At 68.9% G+C, this 13,123-nt stretch carries 13 protein-coding genes and 1 riboswitch; of the genes, 6 read left to right on the top strand and 7 right to left on the bottom strand.

What is annotated here, in order from left to right:
- Window positions 1–91: 91 nt before the first annotated feature.
- Both AB4Z55_RS21570 and AB4Z55_RS21565 read right to left on the bottom strand, forming a co-directional pair.
- Window positions 92–919: an SDR family NAD(P)-dependent oxidoreductase gene (locus AB4Z55_RS21570; protein ID WP_369520487.1), complete on the bottom strand. Its 828-nt coding sequence runs from the start codon at window positions 917–919 to the stop codon at window positions 92–94.
- 38 nt (window positions 920–957) lie between these two features.
- Window positions 958–1,860, bottom strand: coding sequence for an alpha/beta hydrolase (locus AB4Z55_RS21565; protein WP_369521043.1), 903 nt, complete (start codon window positions 1,858–1,860; stop codon window positions 958–960).
- 101 nt (window positions 1,861–1,961) lie between these two features.
- Between AB4Z55_RS21565 and AB4Z55_RS21560 the strand changes: the two genes are divergently transcribed.
- Entirely contained in the window at window positions 1,962–2,570 is a 609-nt protein-coding gene (locus tag AB4Z55_RS21560) for a TetR/AcrR family transcriptional regulator (RefSeq protein ID WP_369520486.1), read from the top strand.
- Between the two features lie 16 nt (window positions 2,571–2,586).
- On the opposite strand, the gene AB4Z55_RS21555 is transcribed toward AB4Z55_RS21560, so the two are convergent.
- Window positions 2,587–3,402 (bottom strand): bifunctional allantoicase/(S)-ureidoglycine aminohydrolase, encoded by an 816-nt coding sequence (locus tag AB4Z55_RS21555; protein ID WP_369520485.1) that lies wholly within the window; start codon window positions 3,400–3,402, stop codon window positions 2,587–2,589.
- Window positions 3,399–4,673 (bottom strand): aldolase/citrate lyase family protein, encoded by a 1,275-nt coding sequence (locus AB4Z55_RS21550; RefSeq protein WP_101820281.1) that lies wholly within the window; start codon window positions 4,671–4,673, stop codon window positions 3,399–3,401. Before AB4Z55_RS21550 ends, AB4Z55_RS21555 begins: the two co-directional genes overlap by 4 nt.
- Window positions 4,674–4,790: 117 nt before the next feature.
- Between AB4Z55_RS21550 and AB4Z55_RS21545 the strand changes: the two genes are divergently transcribed.
- Entirely contained in the window at window positions 4,791–5,552 is a 762-nt protein-coding gene (locus AB4Z55_RS21545) for an IclR family transcriptional regulator (RefSeq protein WP_239402828.1), read from the top strand.
- On the opposite strand, the gene AB4Z55_RS21540 is transcribed toward AB4Z55_RS21545, so the two are convergent.
- Window positions 5,553–7,925 carry a protein kinase gene (locus AB4Z55_RS21540; RefSeq protein WP_369520484.1) on the bottom strand — a complete coding sequence of 791 codons (2,373 nt, stop codon included), beginning with the start codon at window positions 7,923–7,925 and terminating at the stop codon, window positions 5,553–5,555. It abuts the gene before it with no gap.
- 128 nt (window positions 7,926–8,053) lie between these two features.
- A complete protein-coding gene (locus tag AB4Z55_RS21535) occupies window positions 8,054–10,171 on the bottom strand; it encodes a protein kinase (RefSeq protein ID WP_369520483.1) in 2,118 nt (705 codons plus the stop codon).
- Window positions 10,172–10,272: 101 nt separating this feature from the next.
- On the opposite strand from AB4Z55_RS21535, the gene AB4Z55_RS21530 reads away from it, so the two are divergent.
- From AB4Z55_RS21530 to AB4Z55_RS21515, 4 genes are read left to right on the top strand one after another with little or no spacing between them, the layout of a single operon-like run.
- Complete coding sequence (locus AB4Z55_RS21530; protein WP_101820284.1) at window positions 10,273–10,545, top strand: hypothetical protein; 273 nt, start codon at window positions 10,273–10,275, stop codon at window positions 10,543–10,545.
- A gap of 5 nt (window positions 10,546–10,550) precedes the next feature.
- Window positions 10,551–11,102: a cyclic pyranopterin monophosphate synthase MoaC gene (moaC, locus tag AB4Z55_RS21525; RefSeq protein ID WP_101820285.1), complete on the top strand. Its 552-nt coding sequence runs from the start codon at window positions 10,551–10,553 to the stop codon at window positions 11,100–11,102.
- Window positions 11,095–11,586: a molybdenum cofactor biosynthesis protein B gene (locus AB4Z55_RS21520; protein WP_369520482.1), complete on the top strand. Its 492-nt coding sequence runs from the start codon at window positions 11,095–11,097 to the stop codon at window positions 11,584–11,586. The genes moaC and AB4Z55_RS21520 overlap by 8 nt, the downstream gene beginning before the upstream one ends.
- The gene (locus AB4Z55_RS21515) at window positions 11,583–12,029 is read left to right on the top strand and encodes a molybdenum cofactor biosynthesis protein MoaE (RefSeq protein ID WP_354560353.1); all 447 of its coding nucleotides are present in this window, start codon (window positions 11,583–11,585) and stop codon (window positions 12,027–12,029) included. The genes AB4Z55_RS21520 and AB4Z55_RS21515 overlap by 4 nt, the downstream gene beginning before the upstream one ends.
- A gap of 112 nt (window positions 12,030–12,141) precedes the next feature.
- On the opposite strand, the gene AB4Z55_RS21510 is transcribed toward AB4Z55_RS21515, so the two are convergent.
- Window positions 12,142–12,762, bottom strand: coding sequence for a transglycosylase family protein (locus tag AB4Z55_RS21510; RefSeq protein WP_239402833.1), 621 nt, complete (start codon window positions 12,760–12,762; stop codon window positions 12,142–12,144).
- Between the two features lie 6 nt (window positions 12,763–12,768).
- A riboswitch (cyclic di-AMP (ydaO/yuaA leader) is annotated at window positions 12,769–12,984 on the bottom strand.
- Window positions 12,985–13,123: the final 139 nt, after the last annotated feature.

The following is a 13,123-nucleotide window of genomic DNA, read 5'->3' as shown; positions in this document are numbered from 1 at the left end:
GCTCGAGATGATCCGAGCGATCGAAGCGACGGGCTTGCGGCACTTCGGCAAGATCTGCATCGATATCTGATCTTTCTGTCCTCCGGTGCCACTAAGACGCCAACTCGATGGCGGCGGGAATGGTGTTGCCGCGGAAACCGATGCGATCGATGACTGGTCGTATCAGCCCGGGGATGCGCGCGACGATCGCGTTCATGCGCGTCGGGACGATCACGTCGGCACGCCGTTCGATGCCGGCGACAGTGGCGTCGACAACCGTCTGGAGTGGGATCATCTTCCAGATTCCGGCCTTGTTGCCGCCCCACAGGGTGCTCCCGGCGGGATCGGAGTGGACGGTATCCATCATCGGGGTCTTGAAGAACGTGGGATGGACGCTGCCCACGCCGACTCCCTCGTGGCGTAACTCGAGGCGCGTGGCATCGCACAGAGCCCAGACGCCTGCCTTGCTCGCGACGTAGGGGCCGTTGAGCGGTGAGTGCACGAAAGCCGCCATCGAGGAGACGGCGAGCAAGTAGCCGCGTTGCGGTTTCACATGAGGTAAGGCGGCGTGGAAGGTCCGCCACACGCCGGACAGGTTGATGTCGATGATTCGTTCCCACATGGCGGGTTGCATCGTCTCCATCGGTACCATCGAGGAGATGCCCGCATTGGCGATGACGACGTCGATACGCCCGAAATGTTCTGCCGCGGAGTCAATTGCCGAGCGGACGCCGGCGAGGTCGGTCACGTCGACCGACCAGCCCCGCGCCACGGACGTCGGCCCGAGTCTGCCGGCCTGCAAGGCTGTCGCGTCCCCGTCGAGGTCGAGCAGCGCGAGGTTGGCGCCGCGGGCGCGCAACGCTGTTGACAGAGCGGTCCCGAGCCCGCCCGTGGAGCCGGTGATGACGACAGTGCGTCCGGCCAGGTTGTAGTGGGTCATCATGTTGTCCTTGTGAGTGTTGCGTGGCGGGGTGGAGGTCAGGGCCCGGCGGGGACATGCCGGGAGAGAAAGTCGAGCTGGTCGGAGACATTCCGCTCGAAGTCGTCGCCGACGTAGATGTCGAAATGACCGGCGCCGTAGAGCTTGATCTCGCTGTGCGGAGACTGCGCTGCATACTTCTGGGTTGGTCTCGACGGGGCCACGCTGTCGTGTTCGCAGATGGCGAAGAAGATCGGGCAGGCCACGTTTCGCGCCTGCCTGCCAGGAAAGTGGCGCACGATGTCGAGGGCGAATCGCGCGGCGACGTCCTTCGGGATGTCGCTCCCGTCAGGGATGAGAGCGGTGATTCCGGCGACGCTGTCGGGGGTGGACATCAATGCAGTTGATCCAGGCGGACCGTAGGTCGGAATCATGACCGGTGACCGCCCGAACCTGGCCCCGATCGCGTCCCGTAGCGCACGACCGGTGATCTTCGCCGAACTCAGGGCCGGCATGGCGGAGGCCGAGGCGCGACCGTCGGTGAACGGGCACTGCGCGATCACCGCTGCGACTCGCGAGTCGCGGCCAGCGGTGATGATCACGTGGCCGCCGCCGAAAGAAGTCCCCCACAACACGATTCGATCGGGATCGATGCCCTCTATGGATAGGGCATACGAGACGGCCGATTCCCAGTCGTGGAGCTGCCTGTCGATGTCGAGCAGTTGTCGCGGCTCGCCGGAACTCGCCCCGAAATGGCGGTAGTCGAAGACCAAGCATGCGTAGCCCATCTCGGTGAACCGGTCGGCAAAAGCGTCGAGGCGCATCTCCTTGACGCCGCCGAGCCCGTGACCCATCACGATCAGCGGCCGTGGCCGGTCTTCGGGCGCGTGCGCGGGCCGATAGAGCCAGGCGGCACAGTGGCCGTCGCCGGAGGGGATCTGTACGTCGGTTCGAGTCACGATGCACAGTGTATGGAATTGATACCAACATTGGAAGTAGTTCCAAGGATTGATTGGGTTACAGTGCTGAAGTGAACGCCTCAGCTCCACGAGGGTCGCGCTCGATGACCCGAACCCAGCAACGAGCTGCCGCGAACCGCCGTGCAGTAGTCGACGCGGCGCGCCGGATCATCGCGACGCAGGGGGCGGACGCCCTGACCCTCGAGGCGGTCGCCGACGAGGCGGATGTTGTCGTGCAGACCATCTACAACAGAGTCGGCGGCAGGTCGGCGCTGCTCACCGCGGTAGCCGAGCAGGCGCTCGACGAGAGCCGCGTCTACATGGACGCCGCGTACGCGGCGCAAGGCAGCGTGGAGGAGCGACTTCTACTCGTCGCCGAGGCGTACTCGAGATTCGCGCGCGAACGTCCGCACGAGTTCCGGATACTGGTCGAACCTCCCGGGGAGCCCGAAGCGGTGGAACGAATCGCCGCCTTGACCCGTTCCCAGAACGCCCGCCTCGCCCGGGTGCTGAGGGAGAGTGCCGAATCAGGCTTGGTACGAGACGATCTCGATCCCGATGATCTCGCCACGGCGCTGTGGGCAGCGTTGAACGGCCTGCTCTCGCTCGCCTGGCGGCCCGGAAGCCTGCACGCCGACCAGGACACCATCGACCGGCTCTTGGTCACCTACATCTCCACCGTCCGGGACGGCCTGCAGCGCAACCTCGATTGACTGTGTCGACGTGTTCTCAGAGCACGATCTGCCGGTTGACGTCCTTGTACAGCAGGTAGCGGAAGTTCGACGGTCCGCCGGCGTAGCAGGCCTGCGGGCAGAAGGCGCGCAGCGACATGTAGTCGCCCTCCTGCACCTCCACCCAGTCCTCGTTGAGGCGATAGACGGCCTTGCCCTCGAGGACGTACAGGCCGTGCTCCATCACGTGGGTCTCGGCGAAGGGGATCGAGGCGCCCGGCTCGAAGGTCACGATGTTGACGTGCATGTCGTAGGCGAGGTCCTGCGGGTCGAGCATTCTCGTTGTCCGCCAGGCGCCGTCGGTGTCGGGCATCGCGGTGGGCTCGATGTCGCGCTCGTTGCCGAACTTCGGGGCAGGCTCATGGCCGGCGATCGGCTCGTAGCGCTTGCGGATCCAGTGGAAGGATGCGGGGACGTCGCCGCGGTTGTGCGCCGACCACGAGGTGCCCGCGGGAAGGTAGCCGAACCCGCCGTCGGTCAGCGTGTGTTCCTCGCCGTCCACGGTCACGGTCAGCGCACCGGCGGTGACGAAGACGAAACCCTCGACCTCCGACTGTGGTTCGGGCGCATCCGATCCGCCGCCCGGGGCGACCTCGACGATGGTCTGCGCGAAGGTCTGCGCGCCACCGGGTACGGGGCGGTTGAGCACCCAGGCGCGGGTGTCGGTCCACTCGGGGAAGACGGAGGTCACGATGTCGCGCAGAACTCCCCGCGGGATCACCGTGTACGCCTCGGTGACGACCGCGCGGTCGCTCAGCAGGTCGGTCTGCGGCGGGAGTCCGCCGGCGGGGGTGTAGTACGGTGTCGCGTTCATCGGGCTGTCCTCTGTGAGTGGGGGAGTGCGAGTTCACGCACCTCCGCGATGGGCAGGTCGGTCGCGGTCTCGACCTCGTCGACGGTGAGCGCTCCGCACACCTCGCCGCGCCGGATGAAGCCGGCCAGGGCGCGGGCCGTAGCCGGCTCGTCGAGGACCGACGACTCGATGCGATGCGCATAGTTCCGCAGACGCACTGCGGCGGAATCGAATCCGTCGCGATAGAAGGCGTATGTGGCCAGGAATCGGGTGACCAGTTGAGCGGGATGCAGATCCCACCCCTGGTAGAAACCGCGTTCGAGGTGGCGGCGGACCAGTCGCGCGTGCAGGGCCCAACCGGCCTCGACGGCTTCGGCGTCCCCGACCGGGAGGATGTTCGTCGATCCGTCCGACAGCCGCACGCCGGTACCCGCCGCCGCGAGTTGCATCACGGCCTTCGCGTGGTCGGCCACCGGATGCTCCATCGACTGATAGGCCGCCGCGATGCCCAGGGAGGCCGAGTAGTCGTAGGTGCCGTAGTGCAGTGCGGTCACCCGGCCCTCGCCGGCCTGGATCATCGGCGCCACGGCCGCGGTGCCGTCGGCGCTCATCACCGACTGCGGCGTTTCCACCTGGATCTCGAAACCGATGCGTCCCTGCGGAAGTCCGTGGACCCGCTCGAGTTCGCGGGCGACGGTGACCATCGCGGCGACCTGATCGGTCGAGGTGACCTTCGGCAGCGTGAGCGTCAGCCCCGCCGGGAGGTCGCCGGTCTCCGCCAGGCCGGTGACGAACAGGTCGAGGGTGCGCAGGCCGCGCGCGCGGACGTCGGCCTCGAAGCACTTGAACCGGATGCCGAGGAACGGTGGCGAGGCGTCACCGGCCTGACGGACCGCGGCGACGGCAGCGGCGACCGCCGCATCCTCCTCGTCGTCGGGCCGGACGCCATAGCCGTCCTCGAAGTCGATACGCAGGTCCTCGATGGGCTCGGAGCGCAGCTTGCCCTCCACCAGATCCGCGAGCGCGGAGGCTGTCGAGTCGGTGTGGGCGACGGTCGCCCGCGCGATCGCGGCGAGCCCGCCGTGCGAGGCGGCCGTGTCGAGCGCCGCACGGCCCCATCTCTGGGAGAGGTCCGCGGTGTACCGGTCGGCGGGGACGTACACCGTGTGAACCGGTTGCCGACTGCCGTCGTCACCCGGATACCGATCGGACAGGATGGCGTCCGCCGGTGCCAGGGCGGCGTCGACGCCGGCGAGGAAGGCCGCACCGAGGCGACCGGGTTGCACGCTCACGACGCGTTCCCTCCATCCGCTGGATTGTGGAAAAACTATTCCGCAAGGCGGAGTTTACACCCTGATTGTGGTTTCACATGATGGAACGTAGCGTGAGTCCGAAATATGGAGGTGGCGATGCCAGGGAACTCGGGCGGTGTGCAGTCCGTCGAGCGGGCCTTCGAATTGCTCGAACTCATCGGACGCGCCGGTGGCGAGTGTTCGCTGAGTCATCTGTCGGCGGAATCGCCGTTGCCGCCGCCGACCATTCACCGGCTCCTGCGGACGCTGGTGGGCATCGGATACGTCCGTCAGCTGCCGAACCGGTCGTACGCCCTTGGCCCCCGGCTGATCCGTCTCGGTGAGGTGGCCAACCGGCAGCTCGGCGCAGTGGCCGCACCCGTCCTCGCGTCGTTGGTCACCGAGCTCAGCGAGACCGCGAGTCTCGCCGTCCTCGACGGCGACATGGTCATCTACGTGGCTCAGGTGCCGTCCCCGCACAGCATGCGCACCAACAACGAGGTCGGCCGCCGGGTGACGATGCACAACACCGCAGTGGGCAAGGCCGTGCTCGCCGAGCTCGACGACGCGCGCATCCTCAAACACGTCACGCAGGCCGGGCTGACCGCGGCCACCGAGTGGAGTGTCACGTCGTTGTCCGGTGTGTTCGCCGCCGTCGAGCAGGTCCGCGCCCAGGGCGTCGCCACCGACGAACAGGAACACGAGGTCGGGGTCTGCGGGATGGCCGTCGCGGTGCCCGGCGCCCCCACGCCCATGGCGGTCGGCATCTCCGGGCCGGTCGCCCGGTTCGACGACGACCTGCGCGCTCGCGCGGTCGGCGCCCTGCGGACCGCGGCCGGAACCGTCTCCGAGGCGTTGATCGGGTCGCGCGAGCCGTAGTCAGATGGTGAGCTTCGTCGGCGTCGTGCGGTTCGCGCCGTCGCCGCTCGAACCGTCACCGATCTGACCGTCGTTGTTGAAGCCCCAGCAGTACACCGACGCCGCCGACATCGCGCAGGACGTCCCGTTGCCGGTCGAGATCGACGTGACGTCGGTCAGGGTCGAGACCTCGCGGGGGATCTTCACCGAGCCGCCGGTGGAACCGAGCTGGCTGCGGTCGTCGTCGCCCCAGCAGAAGGCCCGGTCGTCGGAGACCGCACAGGTGGTGCCCCAGTCGGTGGAGATGGCCGAGACCCCGCCCAGATTGCCGACCTGGACCGGTGTCTGTCGGGTCTCGCTGGTGCCGTCACCGATCTGACCGTAGGCGTTGGAACCCCAGCACCACGCGTCACCGCCGGCGACCGCGCAGGTCGTCTGGAAGTAGGTGCTGGTGTTGGTGTTCGGGTCGTCGTCATCGGCCGCCTCGTGATAACCGCCGATGGCGATGTCGGTGACGTCGGTCAGCGAGCCGACCTTGACCGGTGCCGATCGCGCGGTCGTGGTGCCGTCACCGATCTGCCCGTTGTCGTTGGCTCCCCAGCAGAACGCCGAGCCGTCCGACACCGCGCAGGTGGTGCCGTAGGCGGTCGCGATGTCGGTGACGACGCCGAGTCCGGGCACCTTGACCGGGGCCGACACCGGGTCGGTGTCGCCGCCGTTGCCGAGCTGGCCGTATTCGTTGTTGCCCCAGCAGTAGGCGTCGGTGCCGGCGACGGCGCACGTGGTGCCCCACCCGGTGGAGATCGCCTTGACGTCGGAGATGGTGCCGACCTTGGTCGCGGCATCCACCGTCGATCCGCTGGCGCCGTTGCCGACCTCGCCGTAATGGTTGTTGCCCCAACAGAATGCGTCGCCCGCGGCGATGGCGCATGCCGTCGAGACGTAGGCGTTCTCGCCGGTGAGGTAGCCGCCCGTGGTGACCGCGGTGGCGTTCGAGACCCCGGTCACCGCGACCGGGCGGGTGTGCGGGGTCGTCGTGCCGTCGCCGAGCTGCCCGGTGTCGTTGTCGCCCCAGCAGTGCACGCTGCCGTTGACCACGGCGCAGCTGCTGCCGAAGTTGGTGCTCACCACCGGCTGGGCGACGGCGGTCTTCTCGGGGTCGTCGACGGTGCTGCCGATGACGGCCAGCCCGACGACGGCCGCGACCACGAGCAGCAGCACGGCGCCGAGCACGCCGGCGACGATCAGCCCGGTCCGCTTCTTCTTTTTCGGCGGGACCGGGGGCATGCCGGGGTAACCGGGCTGGGGGTGGACCGGCTGGGCGTGCGGGCCAGAGAGGTGCGGTGCCGACGAGTACATGGGCTGCGGCCCCGACGGTTTGTTCATCAGCGGTTGCGGGCCGGACGGCCCGGTCATCGTCGCCTGGGGAGGAGGCGTGTACTGGCCGTGGGGTGGGCCGAACTGCTGCTGGGGTCCCGAGGGGTGCGGGGCCGGCGCGCCACCCGTGCCGCCACCGACGAGAGTGGGTGGGGGCACCGAGCCGGCGACCATCGTGTTGCCCTGTGCCGCAGGCGAATCGAGAGCCGCCTGCAATGCCGCCGCGAAACTGCGGCAATCGGGGTACCGGGCCGCGGGGTTCTTCGACAACGCGCGCTGGAACACCGGGTCGAGGTGGGCGAGGTCTCCGCGGAGCCGGCCGATGTGGGGGACCGGACGCTGGATGTGTCCCAGCATCACCGACGGCTCGGACTGACCGACGAACGGAGGCTGCCCCGCGAGCAGTGCGTAGGCGGTGCAGGCCAGCGAGTACTGATCCGATCGCGCGGTGGCGTCGGCTCCCTCGAGTGTCTCCGGGGCCGAGAAGGCGACCGTGCCGATGAAGGAGTGGGTACCGGTCAGATTCGCCGAGCCGGCGAGTTTGGCGATGCCGAAGTCGAGTACGAGGGCGCGCTCGACGGCATTCGTCGCCGGATCGCGGGTGACGAGGATGTTGGCCGGCTTGATGTCCCGGTGCACCACATGATGGCGGTGCGCGTAGTCGAGAGCGTCGGCCACCTGCGAGACGACCGTGGACACCTCGGCCGGCGTCAGGCGCTCCTCGGTGAGGTCCTTGCCGTCGACGTAGCTCATCGAGAACCACGGCGAGCCGTCGGAGATCCCGTACTGGTGGATGGTGATGATGCTGCGATGGTCGAGTTTCGCGGTGGTGCGTGCCTCGTTGGTGAAACGCTGGTTGAAGCCGGGCTGCGCACTGACCGCCGTGGAGATGACCTTCAGGGCCTCGCGTCGTTCCAGCTGCAGGTTCTCGACGAGGTACACCTCGCCCATACCGCCCGCGCCGAGCTGCGAGACCACGCGATAACCGGCGATGTGGGTGCCGGGACTCAACGGCACGGCGTCACCTCTTCCTGAGCTTGGCGAATGAACGGCGCCCAAATGGCCGCTCTCGCAGACGTATGCAGGGACGATACCGAAGCCGAAGGGGTCCGGGGCACCCTTCAACCGGATGACGGAACGCGTCGCTAGAACGTGACCTGGGCAGGGGTGGGACGGTCGTCGGTACCGCCGACGCCGAGCTGCCCGGTGGCGTTGAAGCCCCAGCACCAGAGGTACGACGCCGCGTACGCGCACGAGGTTCGCTCGCCGGTCGAAATCGCACTCACATCGGACAATTGGGGCACCCGGGTGGGCGCGGGGCGGTCGGTCAGGGTGCCGTCGCCGACCGACCCCCAGGCGTTGGCTCCCCAGCAGTACGCGACGCCACCCGCCACCGCGCAGGTGGTGTTCGCCGTTCCGGTGCTGACGGCGTCGACCCCGTCGAGGCCGGTCACGGGCGTCGCCGTCCGGCGGCCGTAGGTGGTGCCGTCGCCGAGCTGCCCGAAGTCGTTGTTGCCCCAGCAATACGCGCTCGCCCCGGCGATCGCGCAGGCGGTGGCGGCACCGGCGGAGACCGTGGTCGCGCCGTCCAGATCGCCGACGCGGGTCGGGCGGGCCCGGTTCGTGGTCGTGCCGTCGCCGATCTGACCGTTGTCGTTGAGTCCCCAGCAGTAGGCGTCGCCGGCCGCGACGGCGCAGGTGAAGTTCACCCCGACGCTGATCGCGGTCACGTCGTCGAGCCCGGCGACGCGAACGGGCCGGTACTGGTTCGCGGTGGAGCCGTCACCGAGCTGGTCGAAGTCGTTGGTGCCCCAGCAGTAGGCCGCGCCTGCCGAGATCGCGCAGGTGGCCCAGTTGGCGGTCGAGATGGCGGTGACGTCGGCGAGACCGGCGACCCGGGTCGGCGTCAGGCGCGCGTCGGTCGTGCCGTCGCCGACCTGCCCGTAGTCGTTGTTGCCCCAGCAGTAGGCGAGTCCCGCGGCGATCGCGCAACTGTTGGGGCCACCGGTGCTGATCGCGGTGACATCGCTGAGATCGGCCACTCGGGTGGGTGTCTGGCGGGCTTCGGTGGTGCCGTCGCCGAGTTGGCCTGCGGTGTTGTCGCCCCAGCAGTAGGCGGTCCCGTCCCGGATCGAACAGGTGGCCCCGAGGCCGGCGCTCAGCTGCGCCTGGGCGTCCGTGGCCGCCAGGGGTGACGACGCGGCGTCGGAGGTGGTCCCGTCGTCGCCGCCGAGGGTGACGACCCCGATCGCGACCGCCGTCGCGAGGAGAGCGACCGCGACGACCGCGGCCAACGCGAGCGGCCACCGGCGGCGGTGCGGCGGCGGCGACGATGCCGGCGGCGTCGGGGACGAGACCGTCGGAGGCGGCGTCGTCTGTGGTCGCGGTGTGATGACCTGCGTCGCAGGTGTGACGAGCGTGCGTGACCGGTCGTCGGTTCCGGCCCGTTGAAGCGCGGCGTGTAGCTCTGCGGCGAATGCGCGGCAGGTGGGGTATCGGTCCAGGGGGCCGCGAGCGAGCGCACGGTCGAAGACGGGGTCGAGAGCGCCGAGCTCCGGCCGGTGGCTGCCGATCGGCGCCGGGCGCGTCGTGAGCTTCGCGACGATGTGCCGGGTCTGCGTATCGGCGTCGAACGGCGTTGCGCCGGAGAGGAGTTCGTAGGCCGTGCAGGCCAGGGCGTATTGGTCCGACGCGGGGCCCGCCGGTTTGCCGTCGAGGATCTCCGGCGCGGCGTACACAAGAGTTCCCACGAACGACGACGGCGCGGTCAGCGTGGTGGCGGTGGTCAGCTTCGCGATCCCGAAGTCGAGGACGACCACGCGGTCGAGGGCGTCGTCCATCGCGCGGCGCGTGACCATGATGTTGCCGGGCTTGATGTCGCGGTGGATCACGCCGTGTTCGTGCGCGTAGTCGACCGCATCGGCCACCCGGTGGACCACGGCCACCACCTCGTCCGGGCGCAGCGAGGCGCGGCGGAGGTCCCGGCCGTCGAGGTAGGTCATCGTGAACCAGGGGTCGCCGTCGGTGACGCCGTAGTGGTAGATCGTCACGATCGCGGGGTGGTCCAGGGCCGCCGCGGTCTGCGCCTCACGGCTGAATCGCCGCGCGAACTCCTCGTCGACGGTCTCGGCGATCGAGATCACCTTCAGCGCCTCACGACGACGCAGCTGCGGATTCTCGACCAGGTACACGGTGCCCATCCCGCCGCTGCCCAACCGGGTGATCACCGGGTAGCCGGCGACCTGGACTGGCTGGGCGGCCATGAGCGCCTCCTGGTGGCGTGACCTGTGTTGCGACGACGATAGCCCCTCCCGAGGCCGTCCTGCCCGGACACGGCACTTGTTCATCCGAACGTCATGGCACAATGCTCGACGTGGCAAACAAAACTGGCGCTGACACATCCACCCCCGGCGAAGCGGGTGCCGGCACCGGCAAGGTCGTCGAATCTGCCAAGGGCAAGAAGCAGTATGTCGACAACGGCTGGCCGCAGGACGACAACGGCGACGCGGCCGAGCACGCCGTCTCCGAACTCGCGACGCACATCCCCGGTGCGCTGTCGCCGTTCGGCGACACCGAGTTCCCCCTCCCGGTCGACGACCTGCCGTTCGTGCAGTCGAAGACCGTCGTCAACCGCTGACACCGATGCCGCCCACCGGAACTGACGAAGGTGGGTCGGACTCGCGCGGGCTCGCAGAGGCCGGCGGCTCACGACTGAGCCACCTCGACGCCTCCGGGTCGGCCCGCATGGTCGACGTCGGTGCCAAGGCGTCGACGAGGCGTCGCGCCGTCGCCGCCGGTACGTTCCGGACCACCGCCGAGGTGATCGGCCTCCTCAGTGAGTCGAGGCTGCCCAAGGGGGATGTGCTCGCCACGGCTCGCATCGCCGGGATCATGGCGGCAAAACGGACCGACGAGCTGATCCCGCTGTGCCATCAACTGGCGCTGTCGTCGGTCGAGGTCGATTTCGCGATCGGTACCGAGACGATCGAGGTGACCGCCACCGTGGCCACCTCCGGTCAGACGGGCGTCGAGATGGAGGCCTTGACCGCGGTCGCCGTCACCGGACTGACCTTGCACGACATGGTCAAGGCCGTGGACCGGCGGGCGCAGATGGACGGGATTCGCCTGCTCGCCAAGACCGGGGGCAAGTCGGGGGACTGGTATCGCGATCCGGCTGACCCAGCCGATGACTGACCCGCAGCCCCCTCGCGTCGCGCGCGTCGTCGTCGCATCGAACCGCGCCAGCACCGGCGTCTACGCCGACCGTTCCGGTCCGATCATCGAGGCCTGGCTTGCCGAGCAGGGGTTTTCGGTCGACGAGTGCGACGTCGTGGCCGACGGCCCGCCGGTCGGCGACGCCATCCGCGCCGCGGTCTACGCCGAGGTCGATCTCGTGATCACCACGGGCGGAACGGGCTTGACCCCCACCGACCGGACACCCGAACAGACCCGTCCGCTGCTCGACGTCGAGATCCCGGGTCTGGCCGACGCGATCCGCTCGGCGGGCCTGCCGAAGGTGCCGACCGCCGTCCTCTCACGCGGGCTGGCCGGTGTGGCGGGGACGACGCTCGTCGTGAACCTGCCCGGCTCGACGGGCGGGGTCCGTGACGGACTGGGCGTGCTCGCCGGCGTCGTCCACCACGCACTCGATCAGATCCGCGGAGGCGACCACCGATGACCGGAGATCCCGCCACCCGGGTGGTGCACACCGGGGTCGTGGACGAGGCGATCACGCTGGCCGAGCACGAGGCGATGGTTGCCGACGCCGCCGACGGCAAGGCCGGGGCGGTGGTCGGATTCGTCGGCGCCGTCCGCGACCACGACGGCGGACGAACCGTGACCGCCCTGCACTATTCGGGACATCCCACGGCCGCGACGGTCCTGGCCGAGGTCGTCGAACAGGTCTCCGCGGTCGACGGCGTGCGCGCGGTCGCCGTGTCCCATCGGATCGGCGACCTCGCGATCGGCGACATCGCGTTCGTGGTGGCGGTGGCTGCCGACCATCGCCGAGCCGCGTTCGAGACCTGCTCGCGCCTCGTCGACGAGGTCAAGGCCCGGCTACCGGTCTGGAAACATCAGTTCTTCGACGACGGCACCGACGAATGGGTCAATTCGGCCTGAGGCCGCCCCCGCTGGTTGAGCTTGTCGAAACCCCATTGGAAAAGGGCCCCGCACGGATGGTTCATCGTGCGGGGCCCTTCGTCTGGGTCCCAGATCGGGCGTGGAGCAGGGATCAGGGGTTGGGCAGCAGGTGCTTGTTGTCGTTGAACAGCTTGATCTGGTCCTGGTTCAGCGAGACTCCGCTGTCCTTGGCCGCCTGCCAGAGGTTCTTGATCTCGGGGCTGACGCCGGCCTCGGTGAGGGCGTCGGTGACCTGCTTGGCGACGTCGTCGGTGGTCTTGGCCAGGTCGACGCTGCCGTTGCCGCCGGGGAGGACCGGAGCGATCTCACGCGGGGTGTCGGTCGGCGCGCTGCGCGGGGTCGAGCCCGAGAGGCCGGTGCCGCAGGTGGGCCATGCGCCCTTGCCCTGCGATCCGAGGACGCGCTCGGCGACGACGATCTGCTCTTCGCGCGAGGCCTGATCGGCGGTCGGGGCGAACTCGCCGCCACCGTGGCCGGACCAGGTGCTCGGGGAGAACTGTAGGCCGCCGTGGTAGCCGTTGCCGGTCGCGATGGCCCAGTTGCCACCGGACTCGCACTGCGCGACCTGGTTCCACTCGGCGTCGGTGGCCGCGTTGGCGGTACCGGTGCCCAGGAGGGCTGCTCCGCCGCCGAGGACTGCGCCGGTGAGGGCGACCTTGGTGATGGTCTTGGCGGCCGTGCTGGTCGTCTGCTTGCGATGACGTCCGGACATGTGTGTATTTCCTCTCTCCACGCGCCTACGAAGTCAGCTGTCGGGTTCGAGCGAGAGGTGCTCGGCCCCGGTTGTCGTGGCGGTTGCCGCGACTTCCGGGACTTAACCCCGAGGACACCTGGTGTGGTGCCCGGTCTCAGGGGATGAGGTTGGGTCCCCCGTCCTCGTTCCCAGATTGCTTGTCGTTCCCACCGGCGGAACGAGGCTCGGCGCGGCCGGTGGGACGTTATGTCTTGGTTGCTGTGTCGTGACCTCCGAGGAGGACGCTTCGTACAGTACGTCGTTCGTTGGACTGAATCACCTGCTTGAACGCAAGCGATTTTCGGCCCGGATCCGGGTCTTCCGACCCACTCCGGCCGTC

This window comes from Gordonia sp. ABKF26, from assembly GCF_041103195.1.
Lineage (GTDB): Bacteria > Actinomycetota > Actinomycetes > Mycobacteriales > Mycobacteriaceae > Gordonia > Gordonia terrae.
This window is presented reverse-complemented; position numbering and strand designations above follow the sequence as displayed.

What these genes read in the sequence shown, in the direction of transcription:
- AB4Z55_RS21570 (WP_369520487.1), bottom strand. Translation starts at nt 919, where the DNA reads ATGACCCACTACAACCTGGCCGGACGCACTGTCGTCATCACCGGCTCC.
- AB4Z55_RS21560 (WP_369520486.1), top strand. Translation starts at nt 1,962, where the DNA reads ATGACCCGAACCCAGCAACGAGCTGCCGCGAACCGCCGTGCAGTAGTC.
- AB4Z55_RS21555 (WP_369520485.1), bottom strand. Translation starts at nt 3,402, where the DNA reads ATGAACGCGACACCGTACTACACCCCCGCCGGCGGACTCCCGCCGCAG.
- AB4Z55_RS21545 (WP_239402828.1), top strand. Translation starts at nt 4,791, where the DNA reads ATGCCAGGGAACTCGGGCGGTGTGCAGTCCGTCGAGCGGGCCTTCGAA.
- AB4Z55_RS21535 (WP_369520483.1), bottom strand. Translation starts at nt 10,171, where the DNA reads ATGGCCGCCCAGCCAGTCCAGGTCGCCGGCTACCCGGTGATCACCCGG.
- AB4Z55_RS21530 (WP_101820284.1), top strand. Translation starts at nt 10,273, where the DNA reads ATGCTCGACGTGGCAAACAAAACTGGCGCTGACACATCCACCCCCGGC.
- moaC (WP_101820285.1), top strand. Translation starts at nt 10,551, where the DNA reads ATGCCGCCCACCGGAACTGACGAAGGTGGGTCGGACTCGCGCGGGCTC.
- AB4Z55_RS21520 (WP_369520482.1), top strand. Translation starts at nt 11,095, where the DNA reads ATGACTGACCCGCAGCCCCCTCGCGTCGCGCGCGTCGTCGTCGCATCG.
- AB4Z55_RS21515 (WP_354560353.1), top strand. Translation starts at nt 11,583, where the DNA reads ATGACCGGAGATCCCGCCACCCGGGTGGTGCACACCGGGGTCGTGGAC.
- AB4Z55_RS21510 (WP_239402833.1), bottom strand. Translation starts at nt 12,762, where the DNA reads ATGTCCGGACGTCATCGCAAGCAGACGACCAGCACGGCCGCCAAGACC.